Source organism: Marinobacter sp. NFXS11 (assembly GCF_040148675.1).
Classification (GTDB): domain Bacteria; phylum Pseudomonadota; class Gammaproteobacteria; order Pseudomonadales; family Oleiphilaceae; genus Marinobacter.
In genome coordinates this window covers 25,051-41,812 of sequence record NZ_JAGDDV010000003.1, presented here as the reverse complement: position 1 = coordinate 41,812, position 16,762 = coordinate 25,051, and the positions used below count along the sequence as shown (strand labels likewise).

Below are 16,762 nucleotides of genomic sequence, written 5' to 3'. Positions count from 1 at the left end.
CTCTAGCTGGCGGGCACCGGCGGCAGCTCGGTGAGCCTGCCAAGCGCCCGGTTTGCCTCCAGGCCATTCCCACCTGTAACCACTTCTAATGACTGCTTGCGCTCCAGGACGGCCTTTCTGAAGGTTTCCAGCAATTGTGGTTTCCCGACCTGCTTGATCGCATTGGCCAACTGCTGGCGGGAATCAAACGTGTCCATGCCCCGATCAATCTCACGCCAGTAGCGGCTGGAAATCTCGCCGAGTTGCCGGTCCCGCTCGAGTAGCTTGCTGATAACGGCCTGTTTCTCCCGATCAAGGCGTTCCGCTGTCAAAGCGGAGAGGGTTTCCTCAAAGCTGTTGGAGAATTCCTGAACCGCCTGGTCAATCTCTGCCTGGGAAGCGGAAGGTGACTGAACAACAAACCCCAGGGCCGGTGTTTCAAGCATTTCAAAAGGCGTCGCGTAAACGATGTAGCCCATCTGGCGGTTGGTTCGGATCTCTTCGTAGAACGGGCTGCTGATAATCTGGGCCAGCAGCCGGAAACGGGCCCGTTCCTCAAAGCTGGTGTTGTCTCCCTGCATGTAGAGGGTATAGCCCGTGTCCGGATGGTCCACGTCGATGGAGACGAGGGTTTCATTACCTGGCAGCTGGCGCACCTGGCTTCGTGCTACTCGGACCAGCTCGCTGTTGCCCAGAACAATGGCGTCAATTTGCCGTGCGAGGTTAAGAGTCGAAGCCTCGGTGAGGTTTCCGTGCGCCATCATAACCGGGTCAACCTGTGACAGCAGGGCTTCAGAGAAGGATTGCAGTTCTTCGAAGCTAACTTCCCGGGCGGCTCTCAGCTTGGCGTTGGTGGGCCAGGCGCCTTCGATGAGGGACGTCTGGATAAATTCAGAGGTCTGTTCGACGGGGCGATCCTTGGCCTTGTTCTGCAGGCCATCAATCAGCTGCTGCCGGGCGATCTCGAAACGTTGCTCGGTCAGCTCCGGGGCAGCGACCTGCAGCAGAATCCGGTTCATCAGGGTATGGAGTTTGTCGTTGTAACCGCCAACCCGGACCGTGATACCCCTGAGATGCGGATAGACGCTGTAATCCAGGCCCGCAAGACTGGCGGAGTAAGCCCAGGCGTTCAGATTGGTATTGATGGCGTCCACCAGCAGCTGAGTGAGCACGTAGCTGCGTGCCGACGCTCGGGTGGCAGGCGTACGAAGGCCCACAAACACGTTGGCTTTCGGGGTATCAAACCGGGTATCCCGCGCGAACCAGACATCCATTCCCTCGATGGTTGCCAGTTGTGTTGGCTGCGCCATGGTTTTTCCGGGCACCATCGCCAGATCTTCCGGCACAAATGGGTTCTCCGGCGGCAGACGCAACTGGGCAGCGAGTTCTGGCAGGCTCTGGGTTTTCAGCGTTGCCGGGTCGAGCGCTTCCCGGGTCCAGGCTGCTTCGTACCAGTCGGTTCGGTTCGGATTTTCAAGTTCAGGCTCCGGTGCCAGAACAAAGGCAAGGAGGTTGTCCGGCGTCAGCCTGTCCAGAATGTCGCGGTACTGTTCCGGCGCGAAGCGCTCAACCAGCCATGGCGCCCGCAAAACGTCTTCAGCGGGATAGTCCTGGAGGTAGCGAGAAAGGCGCATGGCCTCGTGCAGGGGGTTACCCTGCTCGCGGAATCGAAAATCGATGCGAGCCAGGTTCTGCATTTCCAGGAAACGCTGCTCGCTGATACCTTTCTGTCGAATCTTCTCGATGTAATCGAATACCAGCGGCAGGATGTCCTCGTGGCGAGCCAGTCCTTCCGGCGTCAGGGAAATGCTGATTTCGAGGGTGGCGTTCTCGCCGGTATCCATGCCCAGGCCTGCGGAGAGGCTTTCCGCCAGACCGGCCCGTTTCAGAACATCGAACAGGCTGCCCGGGCCCTCGTGGCCGAGCAAGTTGGCCACGTAGCTGGCGGGCTTGGTGCGGTAGTTCTCTTCCTGGGACGCAATGGGGAAGGTGAGTGACAGGCTTCGAACGTCCTTCAGTGCTTCTGCTGTTACCTTGGCTGGCAGCTCATCTGAGCGGTACAGGCTGGCCACGTGACGCTTGGTCTCAAGGTTGCGGTTTTCAATGGCATCAAACCGCCCTCGCACCATGGATTCCAGCTCGTCCAGGTTTTGGGGCCCGTAAACCGCCAGGCTCATGATGTTCGAGGAGTAATGCTGTTGCCAGAACCCGATCAGGTCCGGCCGAAGGGGATTTGCCTCCGTATTCTCAAGGGTGGTCAGATTTCCGACGGCAAAGTGACTGAAGGCGTGATCCGGATTGCTGACGGCCTTCTGGACGGAATAGAAGCGTCGACCATCGTCTTTTTGTTTGGCGCTGAACTCCGAGTGCACAGCGTTGCGCTCACGATCCACCAGCTCAGCGGTAAACAGGGGCGCGGAAAATTGCTGGGCGAACCGATCCAGTGCCGGTTCCAGAAATTCGGCCTGAACATCGAAGAAGTAGTTCGTGTCTTGGAACGCTGTGAAGGCATTGTGCTGGCCACCGTGGCTCTTGATGAACTGCTGGTACTCGCCCGGATCGGGGTATTTCTCGGTCCCGAGGAACAGCATGTGCTCGAGGAAGTGGGAGAGGCCTTCGCGCTCCGCCGGATCATCTCCGCTACCAACAGCAACGTTCATTGAGGCCGCTGCTTTGTCTGCATCCTCATCAGACACCAGAATGACCTTCAGGCCGTTGTCCAGTTCGATGAACCGGTACTGGTTGTCGTCATTGGGGCTCTTCTCCGGAATCTGCGCTGCAAGAGCAAGGGTGCTGAACAGCAAAAGTATGAGCAGGGAAAACAGGCGTGAGATCGGGTTCTGCATGGAGTTCTTCCTGACGGTACGTGTGTTCATAGGCCCTCTGGGATCCGGAGAAGACGTTTGCGAATCAGTGCATCAGCGCGTTGCGGGTGCTTTCAGGCTGCTGGTCAAGTGTTTTACGTGCCAGGTCGGCGGCTTTCTCACTGTCCAGCTGGCCCGAGGCAATACGCTCGAGAACCGTGGCCATGATGGCGACGGACTGGCGATAATCTGCGAACTCGGCCTGGAAGGCCTTGTCGATGGCCTCGTAGACCGCCTGAATTTTCTGCTCCCGTGAACCAGCGTTATCGGCTGTGTCGTTGATGGCCTTCAGGCAGGCCCGGGCAATCGAAATGTAGCGTTCCGCGTTGGGATTGTCTTTCTGCATAGTAGGGATTCCGGAGGTCGGTGTTCCTGTGAAAACAAGAGATGCCAAAAGGCGCAATAAGTTCCCGATTATGTCATTGCTGGCGGGCGCTTTCATTGCATTGTGGTAATCCGGAAATTGAGCATGCACGGGGCAATTCCTGTGCTAGTCTCAAAAACATTGTGTCGACGAACCGGACAGGCATGTCCCGCTTGTCGGGTCAAAAATTTAGAGTAATAGCTCTATACAAAACAAAGGCTTACAGAGTAAAAGCTCTAAAAAAGTTCGATACATGAAGGTTGCAATTAAGTACAATGCCGGCGTTTCCGGAAAACTCTAAGACTTTAGTCGTATGGGTGCCGGCATGGATAGACAACAACAGAGCAACAGGCAGGGTGGAAGATTGATGAATTATTTCCTGACGGGTGGCACCGGATTTATTGGCCGTTTCCTGGTGGAGAAGCTTCTGGCACGTGGTGGCACTGTCCACGTACTGGTGCGTGAACAATCCCAGGACAAACTGGACAAATTGCGTGAGCGCTGGGGCGCGGATGAAACGCAGGTGAAGGCTGTCATAGGCGACCTGACCAGCAAGAATCTGGGTATCGACGCCAAGACAATGAAAGCCCTGAAGGGGAAAATCGACCACTTCTTTCACCTCGCCGCCGTTTACGATATGGGCGCAGATGAAGAAGCCCAGCAGGCGACCAACATCGAGGGCACCCGGGCTGCGGTGAATGCTGCGGAGGCGATGGGCGCCAAGCACTTCCATCACGTTTCTTCCATTGCGGCTGCCGGTCTGTTCAAGGGAATCTTCCGCGAAGACATGTTCGAGGAAGCCGAGAAGCTGGACCACCCGTACCTGCGGACCAAGCACGAATCTGAAAAGGTCGTTCGTGAGGAATGCAAGGTTCCCTTCCGCATCTACCGCCCGGGCATGGTGATTGGGCATACCGCTACCGGTGAAATGGACAAGGTGGATGGCCCCTACTATTTCTTCAAGATGATTCAGAAAATCCGCCACGCGCTGCCCCAGTGGGTGCCGACCATTGGTGTCGAGGGCGGGCGTCTGAACATTGTGCCGGTGGATTTCGTGGTTAACGCCATGGATCACATTGCCCACCTCGAAGGTGAAGACGGCAAGTGCTTCCACCTGGTGGATACCGATCCGTACAAGGTTGGCGAAATTCTCAACATCTTCAGCGAGGCTGGTCACGCACCCCGGATGGGGATGCGGATCGATTCCCGCATGTTCGGCTTTATTCCGCCATTCATTCGCCAGAGCTTGAAGAACCTGCCACCGGTGAAGCGTCTGACGTCGGCACTTCTTGATGACATGGGCATTCCGCCGTCCGTGATGTCGTTCATCAATTACCCGACCCGTTTTGACGCCCGTGAAACCGAGCGCGTTCTGAAAGGCACCGGCATTGAAGTGCCCCGCCTGCCGGACTACGCGCCGGTGATCTGGGACTACTGGGAGCGTAATCTGGACCCCGACCTGTTCAAGGACCGCACCCTCAAGGGCACGGTTGAAGGTCGCGTCTGCGTGGTGACCGGTGCTACGTCCGGTATTGGTCTTGCAACCGCCCAGAAACTGGCAGACGCCGGCGCGATCCTTGTGATCGGTGCGCGCAAACTCGAGCGCCTGAAAGAAGTGGCCGCAGAGCTGGAGTCCCGAGGCGCAAGCGTGCATGCCTATCCCTGTGATTTTTCCGATATGAATGCCTGCGACGAGTTCGTGAAGACCGTGTTGGATAACCATGGCCAGGTCGACGTGCTGGTCAACAACGCCGGGCGCTCGATTCGCCGCTCACTGGATCTGTCGTTCGACCGCTTCCACGATTTCGAGCGGACCATGCAGCTGAACTATTTCGGTTCCGTTCGTCTGATCATGGGCTTTGCGCCCAAGATGCTGGAGAATCGCCGCGGTCATGTGGTCAACATCTCGTCCATCGGTGTGTTGACCAACGCTCCCAGGTTCTCGGCTTACGTGGCCTCAAAGTCCGCGCTTGATGCCTTCAGCCGCTGCGCCGCTTCGGAATGGTCGGACCGCAATGTCACTTTCACCACCATTAACATGCCGCTGGTGAAAACGCCGATGATTGCGCCAACCAAAATCTACGATTCTGTTCCTACGCTAACGCCTGACGAGGCTGCGACCATGGTTGCCGATGCCATCGTCTATCGGCCGAAGCGAATCGCTACCCGCTTGGGTATCTTTGCCCAGGTGCTTCATGCCCTGGCGCCCAAGATGGCAGAGATCGTCATGAACACCGGCTACCGGATGTTCCCGGATTCACCGTCCGCCGCCGGCAGCCGTTCCGGGGAGAAGCCGAAGGTGTCCAGCGAGCAGGTGGCTTTCGCCGCCATCATGCGGGGCATCTACTGGTAACGCAGTTGCCCCCGAATCGAGTGGGAGGGGGAGTTACTTCCCCTCCCATATTAATGGGTTAAACGAGATTCGCCTCTTTTATGAAGTGTTCTGGGCTAAAGAAAACCAGCCGATAGCCGATGGTTAACATAAGAACAACATAAAAGAAGGGCTATTGATGACTCTCAAGAAACGTCTTTTGCTGACCTTGCTGCTGGTTGGCCTGCTTCCCGTCATTGCCATCTCATTTTTTAACGCCGAAATTGCCCGACAGAGCCTGACGGAACAGGCGTTGCAACAACTCTCTATTGCGGCTACCAATAAGCAGCATAGTGTTGAAGATTATCTCAGCACTATTGCCCGGCAGCTGAAAGCCATGGCCAATAATCGCGGGACCCGAACGGCGGCCCAGGGGTTTGGTTTGGCATTCCAGAATTATGAAAAACTGGTACAAGAGGAGCAGTCGACCTTACGAGAAAAGGTCGAGGCTTATTATCAGCAGAATTTTTTGCCACCCTTGCAGCAAAATGGTGGTGCTAACGGACGTTCAGCCTCGGACTTCGTTGCATCCCTCAGCAAAAACAGCCTGGCTCTGCAGATGGGTTACATCGTGGACAACCCGAATCCTGTGGGGAAGAAAGACGAATTGGTATCGGCTGACGTCCATATCGCGCAGTTTTATAACACGCTTCACAAACAGTGGCACACCTCGTTCAAGGAGTTTCAGGAGGCGTTTGGCTACTACGATATTTATCTCATTGATGCCGATACAGGCCACGTTATCTATTCCGTAGCCAAAGAGGTGGATTTCGCTACCTCCCTGAAAGACGGTCCCTACGCGGATTCTGGCCTGGCGGCAGCTTATCGTCAGGCGATGTCTGACGGACAGGATACTGCTCCGACTTTTGTTGATTTTACTCGGTATGTACCGTCCTACGGTGCGCCCGCCGGATTTGTGGCAACCCCCATATATTCCGAAAAAGATGAGCGGCTGGCCGTGCTGGCCTTCCAGTTCCCCATTGACAGCCTGAACAACATCATGATGGAGCGAGATGGCATGGGCGAAACCGGGGATGCCTATCTGGTGGGCCCGGATAACCTGATGCGGTCAGACTCATACCTGGATCCGGAAAATCGCAGTGTTGTCGCTTCTTTTGCCGACCCGGAGAATGGACGCATTAGTTCGACATCGGTGGATGAGGCCCTGGTCGGAAATTCCGGTGAAGGCGTGGTTACGTCCTACCGTGGCGAGCCAGTGTTTTCCGCCCACAGGCCAGTTACCGTAGGCGGGCTGAACTGGGCGCTTGTGGCGGAGATCAGCGAAGACGAGGCCCTGGCGCCGGTGCGTGAAATGTGGACGCTGACGGCGATAGCCATTGCTATTGTGCTCCTGGCTGTGGTGGCCGTGGCAGTCTGGACCGCGGCGCGGATCATGAAACCCCTTGGCAAAGACCCGGCCGAATTGCAGGCACTGGCGGAACAGGTGGCTGCGGGTAACCTGGTCATTGATTCGTCCGACAGTGACAGGGCCACGGGCGTATACGGCTCCATGCTCAAGATGGTGTCGGACCTGAAAGAAGTGATCTTCAAGGTTGAAGAGGCTTCCCAGCGCCAGGCCAGTGCATCTGAACAGTTGTCCGGCACCACCTCGCAGACTCTGGACAGTGTGAATCAGCAGGCAGAGCAGACTGAGCAGGTGGCGTCGGCCATTGAAGAAATGTCCTCTGCCATCAGCGAGGTGTCCCAGAATACCTCGGAATCGGCAGCCGCCGCCCGGCGCACTGATGAGGCGGTCAGCCGCAGCGCCACCGAGGTGGAATCCTCCGCTGCGGACACCCGTGCTATGGCCAGGGAACTGGAGGAAGCAGAAGCCGGCATAGAGGACTTGCGAAAGAATATGGAATCCATCACCAGGGTTCTGGATTCGATAAAGTCCATCGCCGACCAGACTAACTTGCTGGCTCTGAATGCCGCTATTGAAGCGGCCCGGGCCGGTGAACAGGGCAGGGGCTTCGCGGTGGTCGCGGATGAGGTGCGCAGCCTGGCCCAGAACAGCCAGAAGGCGACCGAGGAGATCAGTAGTTCCATCGAAACTCTGGTCAATTCGTCGGAGCGTGCTTCAAAGGTCGTTACCCGTTGCAGCACCCAGGCCAGAGGTATTTCTGAGCGGGCCGGAACCGTAGTGTTGCAGCTTCGCGAGGCAGTGGAAGAGGTCACCCGGATGTCCGGTATGGCCGAGCAGATTGCTACGGCTTCCGAAGAGCAATCAGCCACGGCCGAAGAAGTAACGCGCAACGTATCCACAATTGCTGAAAAGTCCTTGGAGACCAAACAGGCCATGGTCCAGATCTCCGAAGCCAGTGGTGACTTGGCGGAGTTGTCTCATCAGCTCAAGGATTCGCTGTCCCGGTTTAAAGTCAGCTGAGTACGAGGCGTGCCTTCCACAATTATGCCTGGCACACAGAAAAAAACCCGCTTCAGCGGGTTTTTTTATGGCGGTTACTCGGTCTCTTCGGGGATCACCGGAGGCGGAAAGCCGCCCAGTTCTTTCCAGCGATTCACAATGCCGCAGAACAGGTCTGCGGTTTTTTCCGCGTCATAGGCGGCGGAATGGGCTTCCTTGTTGCTGAACGGAATGCCCGCGAGTTTGCAGGCCTGGGCCAGAACCGTGTGGCCATAGGCCAGGCCAGCCAGCGTGGCGGTATCGAAGGTTGAGAAAGGATGGAACGGGTTACGACGGATGTCGGCCCGCAGCGCGGCTGCAAAAATGAAGTTATGGTCGAAGGTGGCATTGTGGCCCACCAGGACGGCTCGCTTGCAATCGTGGTTCTTTACCGCCTTGCGAATGGGGCTGAAGATCTCGCTGAGTCCTTCCCGCTCGGGTACCGCTTCTCGCTCCGGATTCCACGGATCAATACCGGTGAAATCAAGGGCGGACTGCTCCAGATTCGCGCCTTCGAAAGGATCGATCTGCTGAACGTGGGTCTCAGCGCGCCGCACCCAGCCGTCCTCGTCCATGGTCAGTATCACTGCCGCCACTTCCAGCAGGGCGTCCCGCTCGGGATTGAAGCCAGCGGTTTCCACGTCGACTACAACAGGCAGAAACCCGCGAAAGCGGCGGGACATAGGATGCGGTGGTTTGTTTTCGTCAGTCACTCAAGCTCCGGTCTTGGCCGTGTGTGAGAAGGAATAAGTCAGGTTTACGCCAGTTTCCAGTGAACGGTTTCACCAGCCTTGAGGGGCACGATGGTTCCGTCGGCCAGCGGCAGCTCTGCCGGCATGGTCCAGGGGGCACGAATCAGGGTGATGGTATCGGTATTCCGCGGTAGGCCATAGAAATCCGGCCCGTTGAAACTGGCGAATGCTTCAAGTTTATCCAGGATGCCAAGCTCTTCGAAAATGTCCGCATACAGGCCGATTGCGCCGTAAGCCGAGTAACAGCCAGCGCAACCGCAGGCTGCCTCTTTGCGATCCTTCGAATGAGGGGCGGAATCCGTGCCCAGGAAAAAGCGTTTGTCGCCGCTGGCCACCGCGTCCCTGAGCGCCTGTTGATGGCGGTTACGCTTCAGGATTGGCAGGCAATAGAGATGCGGTCGAATGCCGCCTACCAGCATGTGGTTGCGGTTATACATCAGGTGCTGGGGCGTCAGAGTCGCACCGAGGTTTTCTCCGGCGTGCTGCCGGACAAACTCTGCGGAATCGGCCGTGGTGATATGTTCCAGTACAACCTTGAGGTTCGGGAAAGCCTCGAGAGTGGGTGCCAGGACACGCTCCAGAAACACCTTTTCCCGGTCGAAAATGTCGATATCGGCATCGGTTACCTCGCCGTGTACCAGCAGCAGCATGCCACAATCGGCCATGGCCTCCAGAACCGGGTAGATGTTGCGGATATCCTTCACGCCGGAGTCGGAATTGGTCGTTGCGCCGGCCGGGTAAAGTTTGGCGGCCACAACGCCGGCAGCCTTGGCATCCCGGATAGTCTGCGCCGTCATGCTCTCGGTCAAATACAGCGTCATCAACGGCTCGAATGCAGCGCCATTGGCAGCCGCCAGAATGCGTTCCCGGTAGGCTGTGGCATCGGCTGCGGTTGTCACCGGCGGTACCAGGTTGGGCATGATGATGGCGCGACCGAAGCAGGCAGCCGTAGCCGGTACCACGTCCGTGAGAATGTCGCCGTCCCGTACGTGCAGGTGCCAGTCGTCGGGGCGTGTGAGCGTGAGCTTGTCTGTCATGGCGGTTGTCCGAAATACCTTTGGCGGGGCGAGCTTGTGCCCGATTCTCTGGGAGCCTGAAAAATTTGGCGAATTATACCAGAAGGCGCGGGTGATTGTTTTCCGGTTAGTGGCTAAAGAACTTCCGGCTCAGGCCGATAAACAGTCTGACTCTGCTAACTCCGGACACTGATGGCTAGCTCTATGGGATTTCGCCCCGGACAACTCCTGAATACTCTGCTGGTTGCCACGTTGCCCGTGTTGCTTCTGCGGGCAACTGCGCAGGCTGCCAGCTATGGCGCCGGAATCGAGAACAGCCAGTGGTATCTCGCCGAGTCGGTATTCGAATGCCGCCTGGTGCACGAAGTTCCCGGCTACGGTCGGGCTGTGTTCAATCATCGCGCCGGCGAAAGTCTCAGCTTTTTCCTGGAGTCCGATGCTGCCTTGATGCGACCAGGGCGCGGCAGCCTTGTGGTCGAGGCACCGGCCTGGCGTCCGGGTGTGGCGCCGAAGCCCCTGGGAACGGTCAATGTATCGGATGATCGCCGTCAGGTCTCGCTGGATACCCGTCAGGCCTTCGTGGTCGCCCATGGCCTGCTGGACGGGATGCGTCCGACGGTAACCAGGGAGTCGTGGTTTGATGGCCGCCCGGTGCGGGTTCAGGTCTCCAACATCAACTTCGCCGGCGAGTACCAGCGTTATCAGCGCTGTACGTCCAATCTTCTGCCGGTAAACTTTGATCAGATCCAGCGCTCGAGGGTGCCCTTTGCGAGCGGCAGCACGCAATTGTCCGATGCCGACAGGCAACTACTGGATAACATCGTGGTTTATGTGAATGCCGATTCCACGGTTGAGCGGATTTTCGTGGATGGTCATAGTGACAGTATTGGCAGCCGGATCGACAACCGTGCGCTGTCCGAGGATCGCGCCAATGTGGTGGCTGACTACCTCAAGGCGAGCGGTATTGATGAAAACATGATTACGGTTCGGGCTCACGGCGACCAGTACCCGGTATCCAACCGGCCCGCAGATAACCGCCGCACCAATATCCGCCTGCAACGGGCCGGTGACCGCCCGGAACTGCAGCAGGCTAACGGCTATGGCGGCGAACCCAGGGGCTGATTGGCGTCAGTAAACCGAATCCAGAACTTCCAGGTGGGCATTGACACTTTCCGCCAGGGCCCGCAGGTGGTAACCGCCTTCCAGGGTTGAAATGATCCGGTCATTGCTGTGCTCACTGGCGACACTCACAATCATTTCTGTTAGCCAGCGATAATCTTCCGTATCCAGATTCAGTTCTGCCATCGGATCGAGCCGGTGGGCATCAAAACCCGCCGAAATCAGGATCAACTGCGGTTTGAATTCATTCAGGCGCTTCAGCCATCCCGCCTCCACCTGCTTCCGGTACTCTTCAGACGAACAGTTTGCCTCGATCGGAATATTCACGATGTTGTCGGCCTGCCGGTGCACGTGGGAGTGCGGGTAGAAAGGGTGCTGGAAGCTTGAGCACATCAGGATACGTTCGTCGCCACCGACAATGTCTACGGTGCCATTGCCCTGGTGCACGTCGAAATCGATGATCGCGACTCGCTCCAAATGATGAAAGGTGAGGGCGCGCATGGCGGCGAGGGCAACGTTGTTGTAAAAACAGAACCCCATGGATTTCGCCCGCTCGGCATGGTGCCCGGGCGGTCGGGCACAAACAAACGCGTTGGTAACCTGGCTGCTCATAACCATATCCACGGCCTGGACATTGGCACCAGCTGCGAGACGGGCGGCTCGAAGGGTGTCGGGCATCATGGCCGTGTCCGGGTCGGTAAACACGCGGCCGCGGGTCGGTTGCATCAGGTCCAGTTGATGGAGATATTTTTCCGGATGCACCATCAGAAGCTGATCACGGGTGATTTCTTCCGGTCGAACCCAGTCCAGCTTCTGGTCCAGGCCGGTATCAGCAAGGTAGCTGATGATGGCCGCCAGCCGCTCCGGGCTTTCCGGATGTTCCGGCCCCATGTTGTGTTTCATGAAGTCATCGTGGGAAAAGAATGCCGTGGTCATACGTCTCGGACTGCCTTCGATATGCTTATATTTTCTTCAAGCTTATCAGGGAAAAGTGCACGTTGCCGTGTTTCTTTGGTCTTATAGGGGCGATAGTCATTTCACATCGGCGGATCAAGGCCTAAGATAAGAGATACACTCATAAGTAACCTGTTTTATTACATTTATTTCCCCAACGGCCTGCCGGCCGCATACGAAGGAGAGTCAGCTTGAGCACCCGGTATCTGGAGAGCCTGTTCAATCCCGCATCCATTGCGGTGATCGGTGCGTCGGAGCGGGCAGACAACCTTGGTGGTATGGTATTGCGGAATCTTATGGGGGGCGGTTATCCGGGCCGGTTACTGGTGGTGAACCAGAACGATTACGACAACGTGCACGGGGTTCCCTGCGTCAAGAAAGTCTCAAAAATGGAATTTACCCCGGACCTGGGAATCATCTGTACGCCGCCGGATACCGTGGCCAAGACCATCAAGCGGCTGGGGGAAGCCGGGGTGCGCACCGCGATCGTTATGACCGGCGGCATGTCACGTACTCACAGCAAAACCGGCCAGCCCCTGATGTATTCGGTTCGAGAAGCGGCCCGGGAAACCGGAATCCGGGTACTGGGCCCCAACACCATTGGCCTGATGGTCCCCGCCCGCAGCCTGAACGCTACCTACGCCCATATGGGCGCTATCCCTGGCCGGGTTGCCTTCGTTGGCCAGTCCGGCACCATCGCCAGTTCGGTCATAGACTGGGCGTTCGCCCGTGGTGTGGGGTTTTCCTACTTTCTGACCCTGGGCGATGGCATGGATATCGATCACGACGACTTGATTGATTATCTGGCTCAGGACACCCAGACCCGTGCGATTCTTCTGCACATCGAAAACATTCCCAATGCCCGGCGTTTTATGTCGGCGGTTCGGGTGGCGTCCCGCACAAAGCCTGTGATTGCGGTGAAGTCCGGGCGGGTACCGGAGTCGGAGTGGTTTTCCCATGACCTTCCTGATGGCCTGAAACGCAGCGATCCAATCTACGACGCCATGCTTCAGAGGGCAGGTGTGCTCCGGGTGGATGGCCTTGGCCAGATGTTTGATGCGCTCGAGACATTGACGCGGATGCGTCCCTTGCGCCGCGAAACCTTGGCGATCATGGCCAATGGGGTCGGACCCGGGGTGTTGGCCGTGGATCGGTTGGCGGATCTTGGTGGTGAACTGGCAGAGCTGTCGAAATCCAGCATTGAGAACCTGGCCGAGCTGCTGCCACCTTACTGGACCCGTAAAAACCCCATTGACCTTAACTACGATGCCTCGCCGGAGCTGTATGGCCAGGCCATCAAGATCCTGGCAAAGGATCCGGAAGTGGCAAACGTTCTGGTGATGTATGCCCCGAGTCTGACGGAGGACAGCCTGCAGATTGCGGACGCCGTTGTGCAGGCGTCCAAGGGCACACGTCTGAATGTGTTCACCTGCTGGCTCGGCCAAAGTACGGTCATGGATGCGCGGGAAGAGTTTTACCGGGCCGGGCTGCCGTCGTTCTTCAATCCCGAAAAAGCGGTGATGGCATTCATGCAGCATGTTCGTCACCAGCGGGTTCAGCGGCTGCTTACGGAAACGCCGGAATCCTTTACCGACCACTTTGCAGACCGCACCCACACCCGTCATGTGGTCAACAGGGCACTGCGAGCAGGTCGGTATCACCTGTCGAACCGGGAAGCCCGGGATCTGGTGCGGGATTACGGGATCAACACCATCGAAACCATGTACTGCGACGATATGGAAGAGGTGCTGGAGGTGTTTGCGGTTGAGCGGCGCCCCATCGATATCACCATCATTCATGAGCAGGCGTGCCATCCTTTCCTGGACCTGAGTCCCACCCAGCGTCGTTACAAGGGCACGGTCCAGAAACTGAACAGCGAGGCGGCCATCATGGATTCCTGCCGCTACCTGATGGAGGAGTACAAGAGCCATTTCCCGGACAGTGGTTTTCTCGGGTTTGCGGTTCAGCGTTCCTACCAGCACGTGGGTGGGATCGAGTTCAGTGTTGGCATTACCCGGGACGCATTGTTTGGGCCCCTGGTGGTTTGTGGTGCAGCTGGCGCCCAGATAAACGTGATGACCGATCGTCAGATCGCACTGCCGCCATTGAACATGGTGTTGGCCCGTGAGCTTCTGCGCCGTACCTACATGTACAAGCTGCTGAAAGAGCACAGCCTGAAGCCGGAGGAGGATATCCGCGCGGTGTCCGAGACCCTGGTCACCCTCTCACAGATCGTTATCGACATTCCGGAAATCAAGGGGCTTGAGATCTCGCCGTTGCTGTTCAACGAGCAGGGGGCCGTGGCTGTCAATATTGCCATCAATCTGGCCGACAAGCCGGGGCGGCCGATTATTCAGCCTTACCCGCGGGAACTGGAGGAATGGATTGTTTTGCCCAAATCGGGGCGCCGGGTCATCATTCGACCGGTACTGGCGGAAGATGAGCCTGCCCACCGGGCGTTCCATGAGTTGCAGTCGCCGGAATCCATTCGTTACCGGTTCTTCCAGTATCGCAAGCATTTCTCTCGCGAAGACGTAGCCCAGATGGTGCAAATCGATTACGACCGGGAGATGGTTTTTATTGCCAACGCGCCCAGGGAAGACGGGGAAGGCGAGGAAACCCTGGGAACCGTGCGCACCTGGACCGATGCCGATAACCTGCAATGCGAGTTCGCGGTCATGGTGCACGATAAAATGAAGGGCGAAGGCCTCGGCGTTGCCCTGATGCAGAAGATGATCGATTACTGTCGGGCCAGGGGCACCGTGGAAATGGTGGGCAATGTGCTGCCGGATAATCGTCCCATGCTGCAGCTGGCGGAACATCTGGGCTTTGAAATCAAGTTCAATACCGAAGAGGAAGTGATGGATCTGCGGCTGGTCCTGAACGAACCGGAAAAAGACTGGCAGAGAGAGCGGCTGGGAAAGAGCGCCCACTGAAGAGCGCAAGGGAGGCCGGGTCAGATAAGGCGGGTATCTGGCCCGGATTTACGGCACTACTCTTCGACAATCGCAGACCGATCTTCGCCGCCGAGCGCTTCCAGGAGCCCTGGAATCAGCCGGGACAGCTCAAGGGTCATGAGCGTGAAAGCCGCATCAAACTTGGCAGCGTGGTCGTCCACGTCGACATCGTCCAGTTGATCCTGAAGTGTTTCGCCGAACTTGAGGCGACGGATGCCCAGTTCTTCATCCAGCACAAAGGAGACGTTGTCGTCCCAGGTCAGGGACAGCTTGGTCACCTGCATGCCCGCATCCAGATGGTTGCGGATTTCATCGGCTTTCAGGTCCAGGCCTTTGCAACGCACCACCCCGCCATCTTCAGACGGATCCTTGAGTTCGCATTCAGTGCCCAGAACCACCTTGCCGGGCAGGTCGATGGATTCGTTCAGCCAACCGGTAAAGGTGAAAGCCGGTGCCTGTTCCACCGCGGGTGGACGAACCGGCAGCGATCCGATGCTCTTGCGCAGAGTCGAGGCCAGATCTTCCGCCTGCTTGGCCGAACCCGCGTCCACCACCAGAACACCGTCCTGGGGGGCGAGGTAGGCAAAGGAGCGGCGGTTCTTGGAGAAGGCCTGGGGCAGCATCTCCAGCATTACCTGTTCCTTGATTTCGTCCTTTTCTTTGCGTCGGACCTTCCGGCCCTGCTCGAACTCTATGGCTTCGGCCTTCTCCTCAACGGCTTCTTTCACCACTGGGCCGGGAAGAATCTTTTCCTCCTTGCGCAGGGCAATCAAGTGATAGCCGTTGGCACTGTGAACCAGCTGTTCGCCATGCTTGCCCAGCGGCGGAACCCAGCCCTGCCGGCTGGTTTCCTGAGGTCCGCAGGGCTTGAAGGCGTCGGCCTGGAGCTTTTCTTCCAGCTCTTCGGCAGAGATGTCAAAGGGTTTGGTAATTCGGAATACGCGGGCGTTGCGAAACCACATCAGAGCTGGTCCTTGTCTTTCATATTTGCATGATCTCTACGAGTACGGTTTTAACGATAAAGCCCACAACGCCGGCGCCCAGCACCGTAAACAGTGCGATGGTGCCGAACTTGCCGGCCTGGGATTTCTTGGCCAGATCCCAGACGATGAAACCCATCCAGACAATAAGGCCTGTCAGAAACACCAGCATGGCGATCTGGGAAAACATTGCTTCGTTCATTGCTGACTCCGATTTCAACGTGGATTACTGTTCATCCCGCAGGAAAACCCAGTTGTTCTTATCGGATTGGTCTTCGCTGAAGTAATAGCCTTCGAGGTTGAATCCCTTGAGGTCGTCGGCCTGGGTAATGCGGTTCTGAATGGCAAACCGACACATCAGCCCTCGGGCTTTCTTGGCATAAAAGCTGATCATCTTGTACTGACCATTCTTCCAGTCCTTGAATTGGGGGGTAATCAGCCGGCCTTCAAGGTCTTTCTTCTTTACGCTTTTGAAATACTCGTTGGAGGCGAGGTTGACCAGCACGCCGTCGTCATCCGCAAGCAGCCGGTTGATCTCCTCTGTGATCTTGCTGCCCCAGAAGGCATACAGATCCTTGCCACGGTTATTCTCGAACCGGGTACCCATTTCCAGGCGGTAGGGCTGCATCAGGTCCAGCGGTTTCAGGACGCCATAAAGACCGGAAAGCATGCGTAGATGCTGTTGAGCAAAGTCGAAGTCCTGTTCACTGAAGCTCTCGGCGTCCAGGCCGGTGTACACGTCACCTTTGAAAGCCAGCACAGCCTGCCGGGCATTCTCGGGGGTAAAAGGTGTGTGCCAGTTCTGGAAGCGCTCGGCGTTCAGCTGCCCAAGCTTGTCGCTGATGCTCATCAGATTGCTGATCTGGTGCGGCTCCAGCGTTTTAAGCTGGTCGACCAGCTCGCAGGCATCCTCAAGGAATTCCGGCTGAGTATAGGTACTGGTCGCCAGCGGACTCTCGTAATCCAGCGTTTTGGCAGGGGAAATAACCATCAACATGTCAG

At 57.3% G+C, this 16,762-nt stretch carries 12 protein-coding genes; 4 read left to right on the top strand and 8 right to left on the bottom strand.

Features of this window, described 5'->3' with window-relative positions:
• Positions 1-2 precede the first annotated feature (2 nt).
• Both J3362_RS15890 and J3362_RS15885 read right to left on the bottom strand, forming a co-directional pair.
• Entirely contained in the window at positions 3-2,825 is a 2,823-nt protein-coding gene (locus J3362_RS15890) for an insulinase family protein (protein WP_349521032.1), read from the bottom strand.
• Between the two features lie 64 nt (positions 2,826-2,889).
• On the bottom strand, positions 2,890-3,189 hold the full coding sequence (locus J3362_RS15885; protein ID WP_349521030.1) for a hypothetical protein: 300 nt from the start codon (positions 3,187-3,189) through the stop codon (positions 2,890-2,892).
• Positions 3,190-3,574: 385 nt separating this feature from the next.
• Between J3362_RS15885 and J3362_RS15880 the strand changes: the two genes are divergently transcribed.
• A complete protein-coding gene (locus tag J3362_RS15880) occupies positions 3,575-5,560 on the top strand; it encodes an SDR family oxidoreductase (protein ID WP_349521729.1) in 1,986 nt (661 codons plus the stop codon).
• A gap of 157 nt (positions 5,561-5,717) precedes the next feature.
• Positions 5,718-7,964, top strand: a complete 2,247-nt coding sequence (locus J3362_RS15875) for a methyl-accepting chemotaxis protein (protein ID WP_349521028.1) — start codon at positions 5,718-5,720, stop codon at positions 7,962-7,964.
• Between the two features lie 74 nt (positions 7,965-8,038).
• On the opposite strand, the gene rnt is transcribed toward J3362_RS15875, so the two are convergent.
• Positions 8,039-8,695 (bottom strand): ribonuclease T, encoded by a 657-nt coding sequence (gene rnt, locus J3362_RS15870; protein WP_349521027.1) that lies wholly within the window; start codon positions 8,693-8,695, stop codon positions 8,039-8,041.
• Between the two features lie 44 nt (positions 8,696-8,739).
• Positions 8,740-9,771 (bottom strand): dihydroorotase, encoded by a 1,032-nt coding sequence (pyrC, locus tag J3362_RS15865; RefSeq protein ID WP_349521025.1) that lies wholly within the window; start codon positions 9,769-9,771, stop codon positions 8,740-8,742.
• Between the two features lie 183 nt (positions 9,772-9,954).
• Between pyrC and J3362_RS15860 the strand changes: the two genes are divergently transcribed.
• The gene (locus J3362_RS15860; protein WP_349521728.1) at positions 9,955-10,872 is read left to right on the top strand and encodes a flagellar protein MotY; all 918 of its coding nucleotides are present in this window, start codon (positions 9,955-9,957) and stop codon (positions 10,870-10,872) included.
• A 6-nt stretch (positions 10,873-10,878) separates the two neighbouring features.
• On the opposite strand, the gene J3362_RS15855 is transcribed toward J3362_RS15860, so the two are convergent.
• Positions 10,879-11,805, bottom strand: coding sequence for a histone deacetylase family protein (locus J3362_RS15855; protein ID WP_349521023.1), 927 nt, complete (start codon positions 11,803-11,805; stop codon positions 10,879-10,881).
• Between the two features lie 209 nt (positions 11,806-12,014).
• Between J3362_RS15855 and J3362_RS15850 the strand changes: the two genes are divergently transcribed.
• A complete protein-coding gene (locus J3362_RS15850; protein ID WP_349521022.1) occupies positions 12,015-14,759 on the top strand; it encodes a bifunctional acetate--CoA ligase family protein/GNAT family N-acetyltransferase in 2,745 nt (914 codons plus the stop codon).
• A 56-nt stretch (positions 14,760-14,815) separates the two neighbouring features.
• On the opposite strand, the gene rdgC is transcribed toward J3362_RS15850, so the two are convergent.
• The 3 genes from rdgC to yaaA are packed head-to-tail and all read right to left on the bottom strand — an operon-like array spanning position 14,816 to position 16,757.
• Positions 14,816-15,742 carry a recombination-associated protein RdgC gene (gene rdgC / locus J3362_RS15845; RefSeq protein WP_349521021.1) on the bottom strand — a complete coding sequence of 309 codons (927 nt, stop codon included), beginning with the start codon at positions 15,740-15,742 and terminating at the stop codon, positions 14,816-14,818.
• A gap of 19 nt (positions 15,743-15,761) precedes the next feature.
• Positions 15,762-15,962, bottom strand: a complete 201-nt coding sequence (locus J3362_RS15840) for a DUF2788 domain-containing protein (RefSeq protein ID WP_064227465.1) — start codon at positions 15,960-15,962, stop codon at positions 15,762-15,764.
• A 24-nt stretch (positions 15,963-15,986) separates the two neighbouring features.
• Entirely contained in the window at positions 15,987-16,757 is a 771-nt protein-coding gene (gene yaaA / locus J3362_RS15835; protein ID WP_008171447.1) for a peroxide stress protein YaaA, read from the bottom strand.
• Positions 16,758-16,762: the final 5 nt, after the last annotated feature.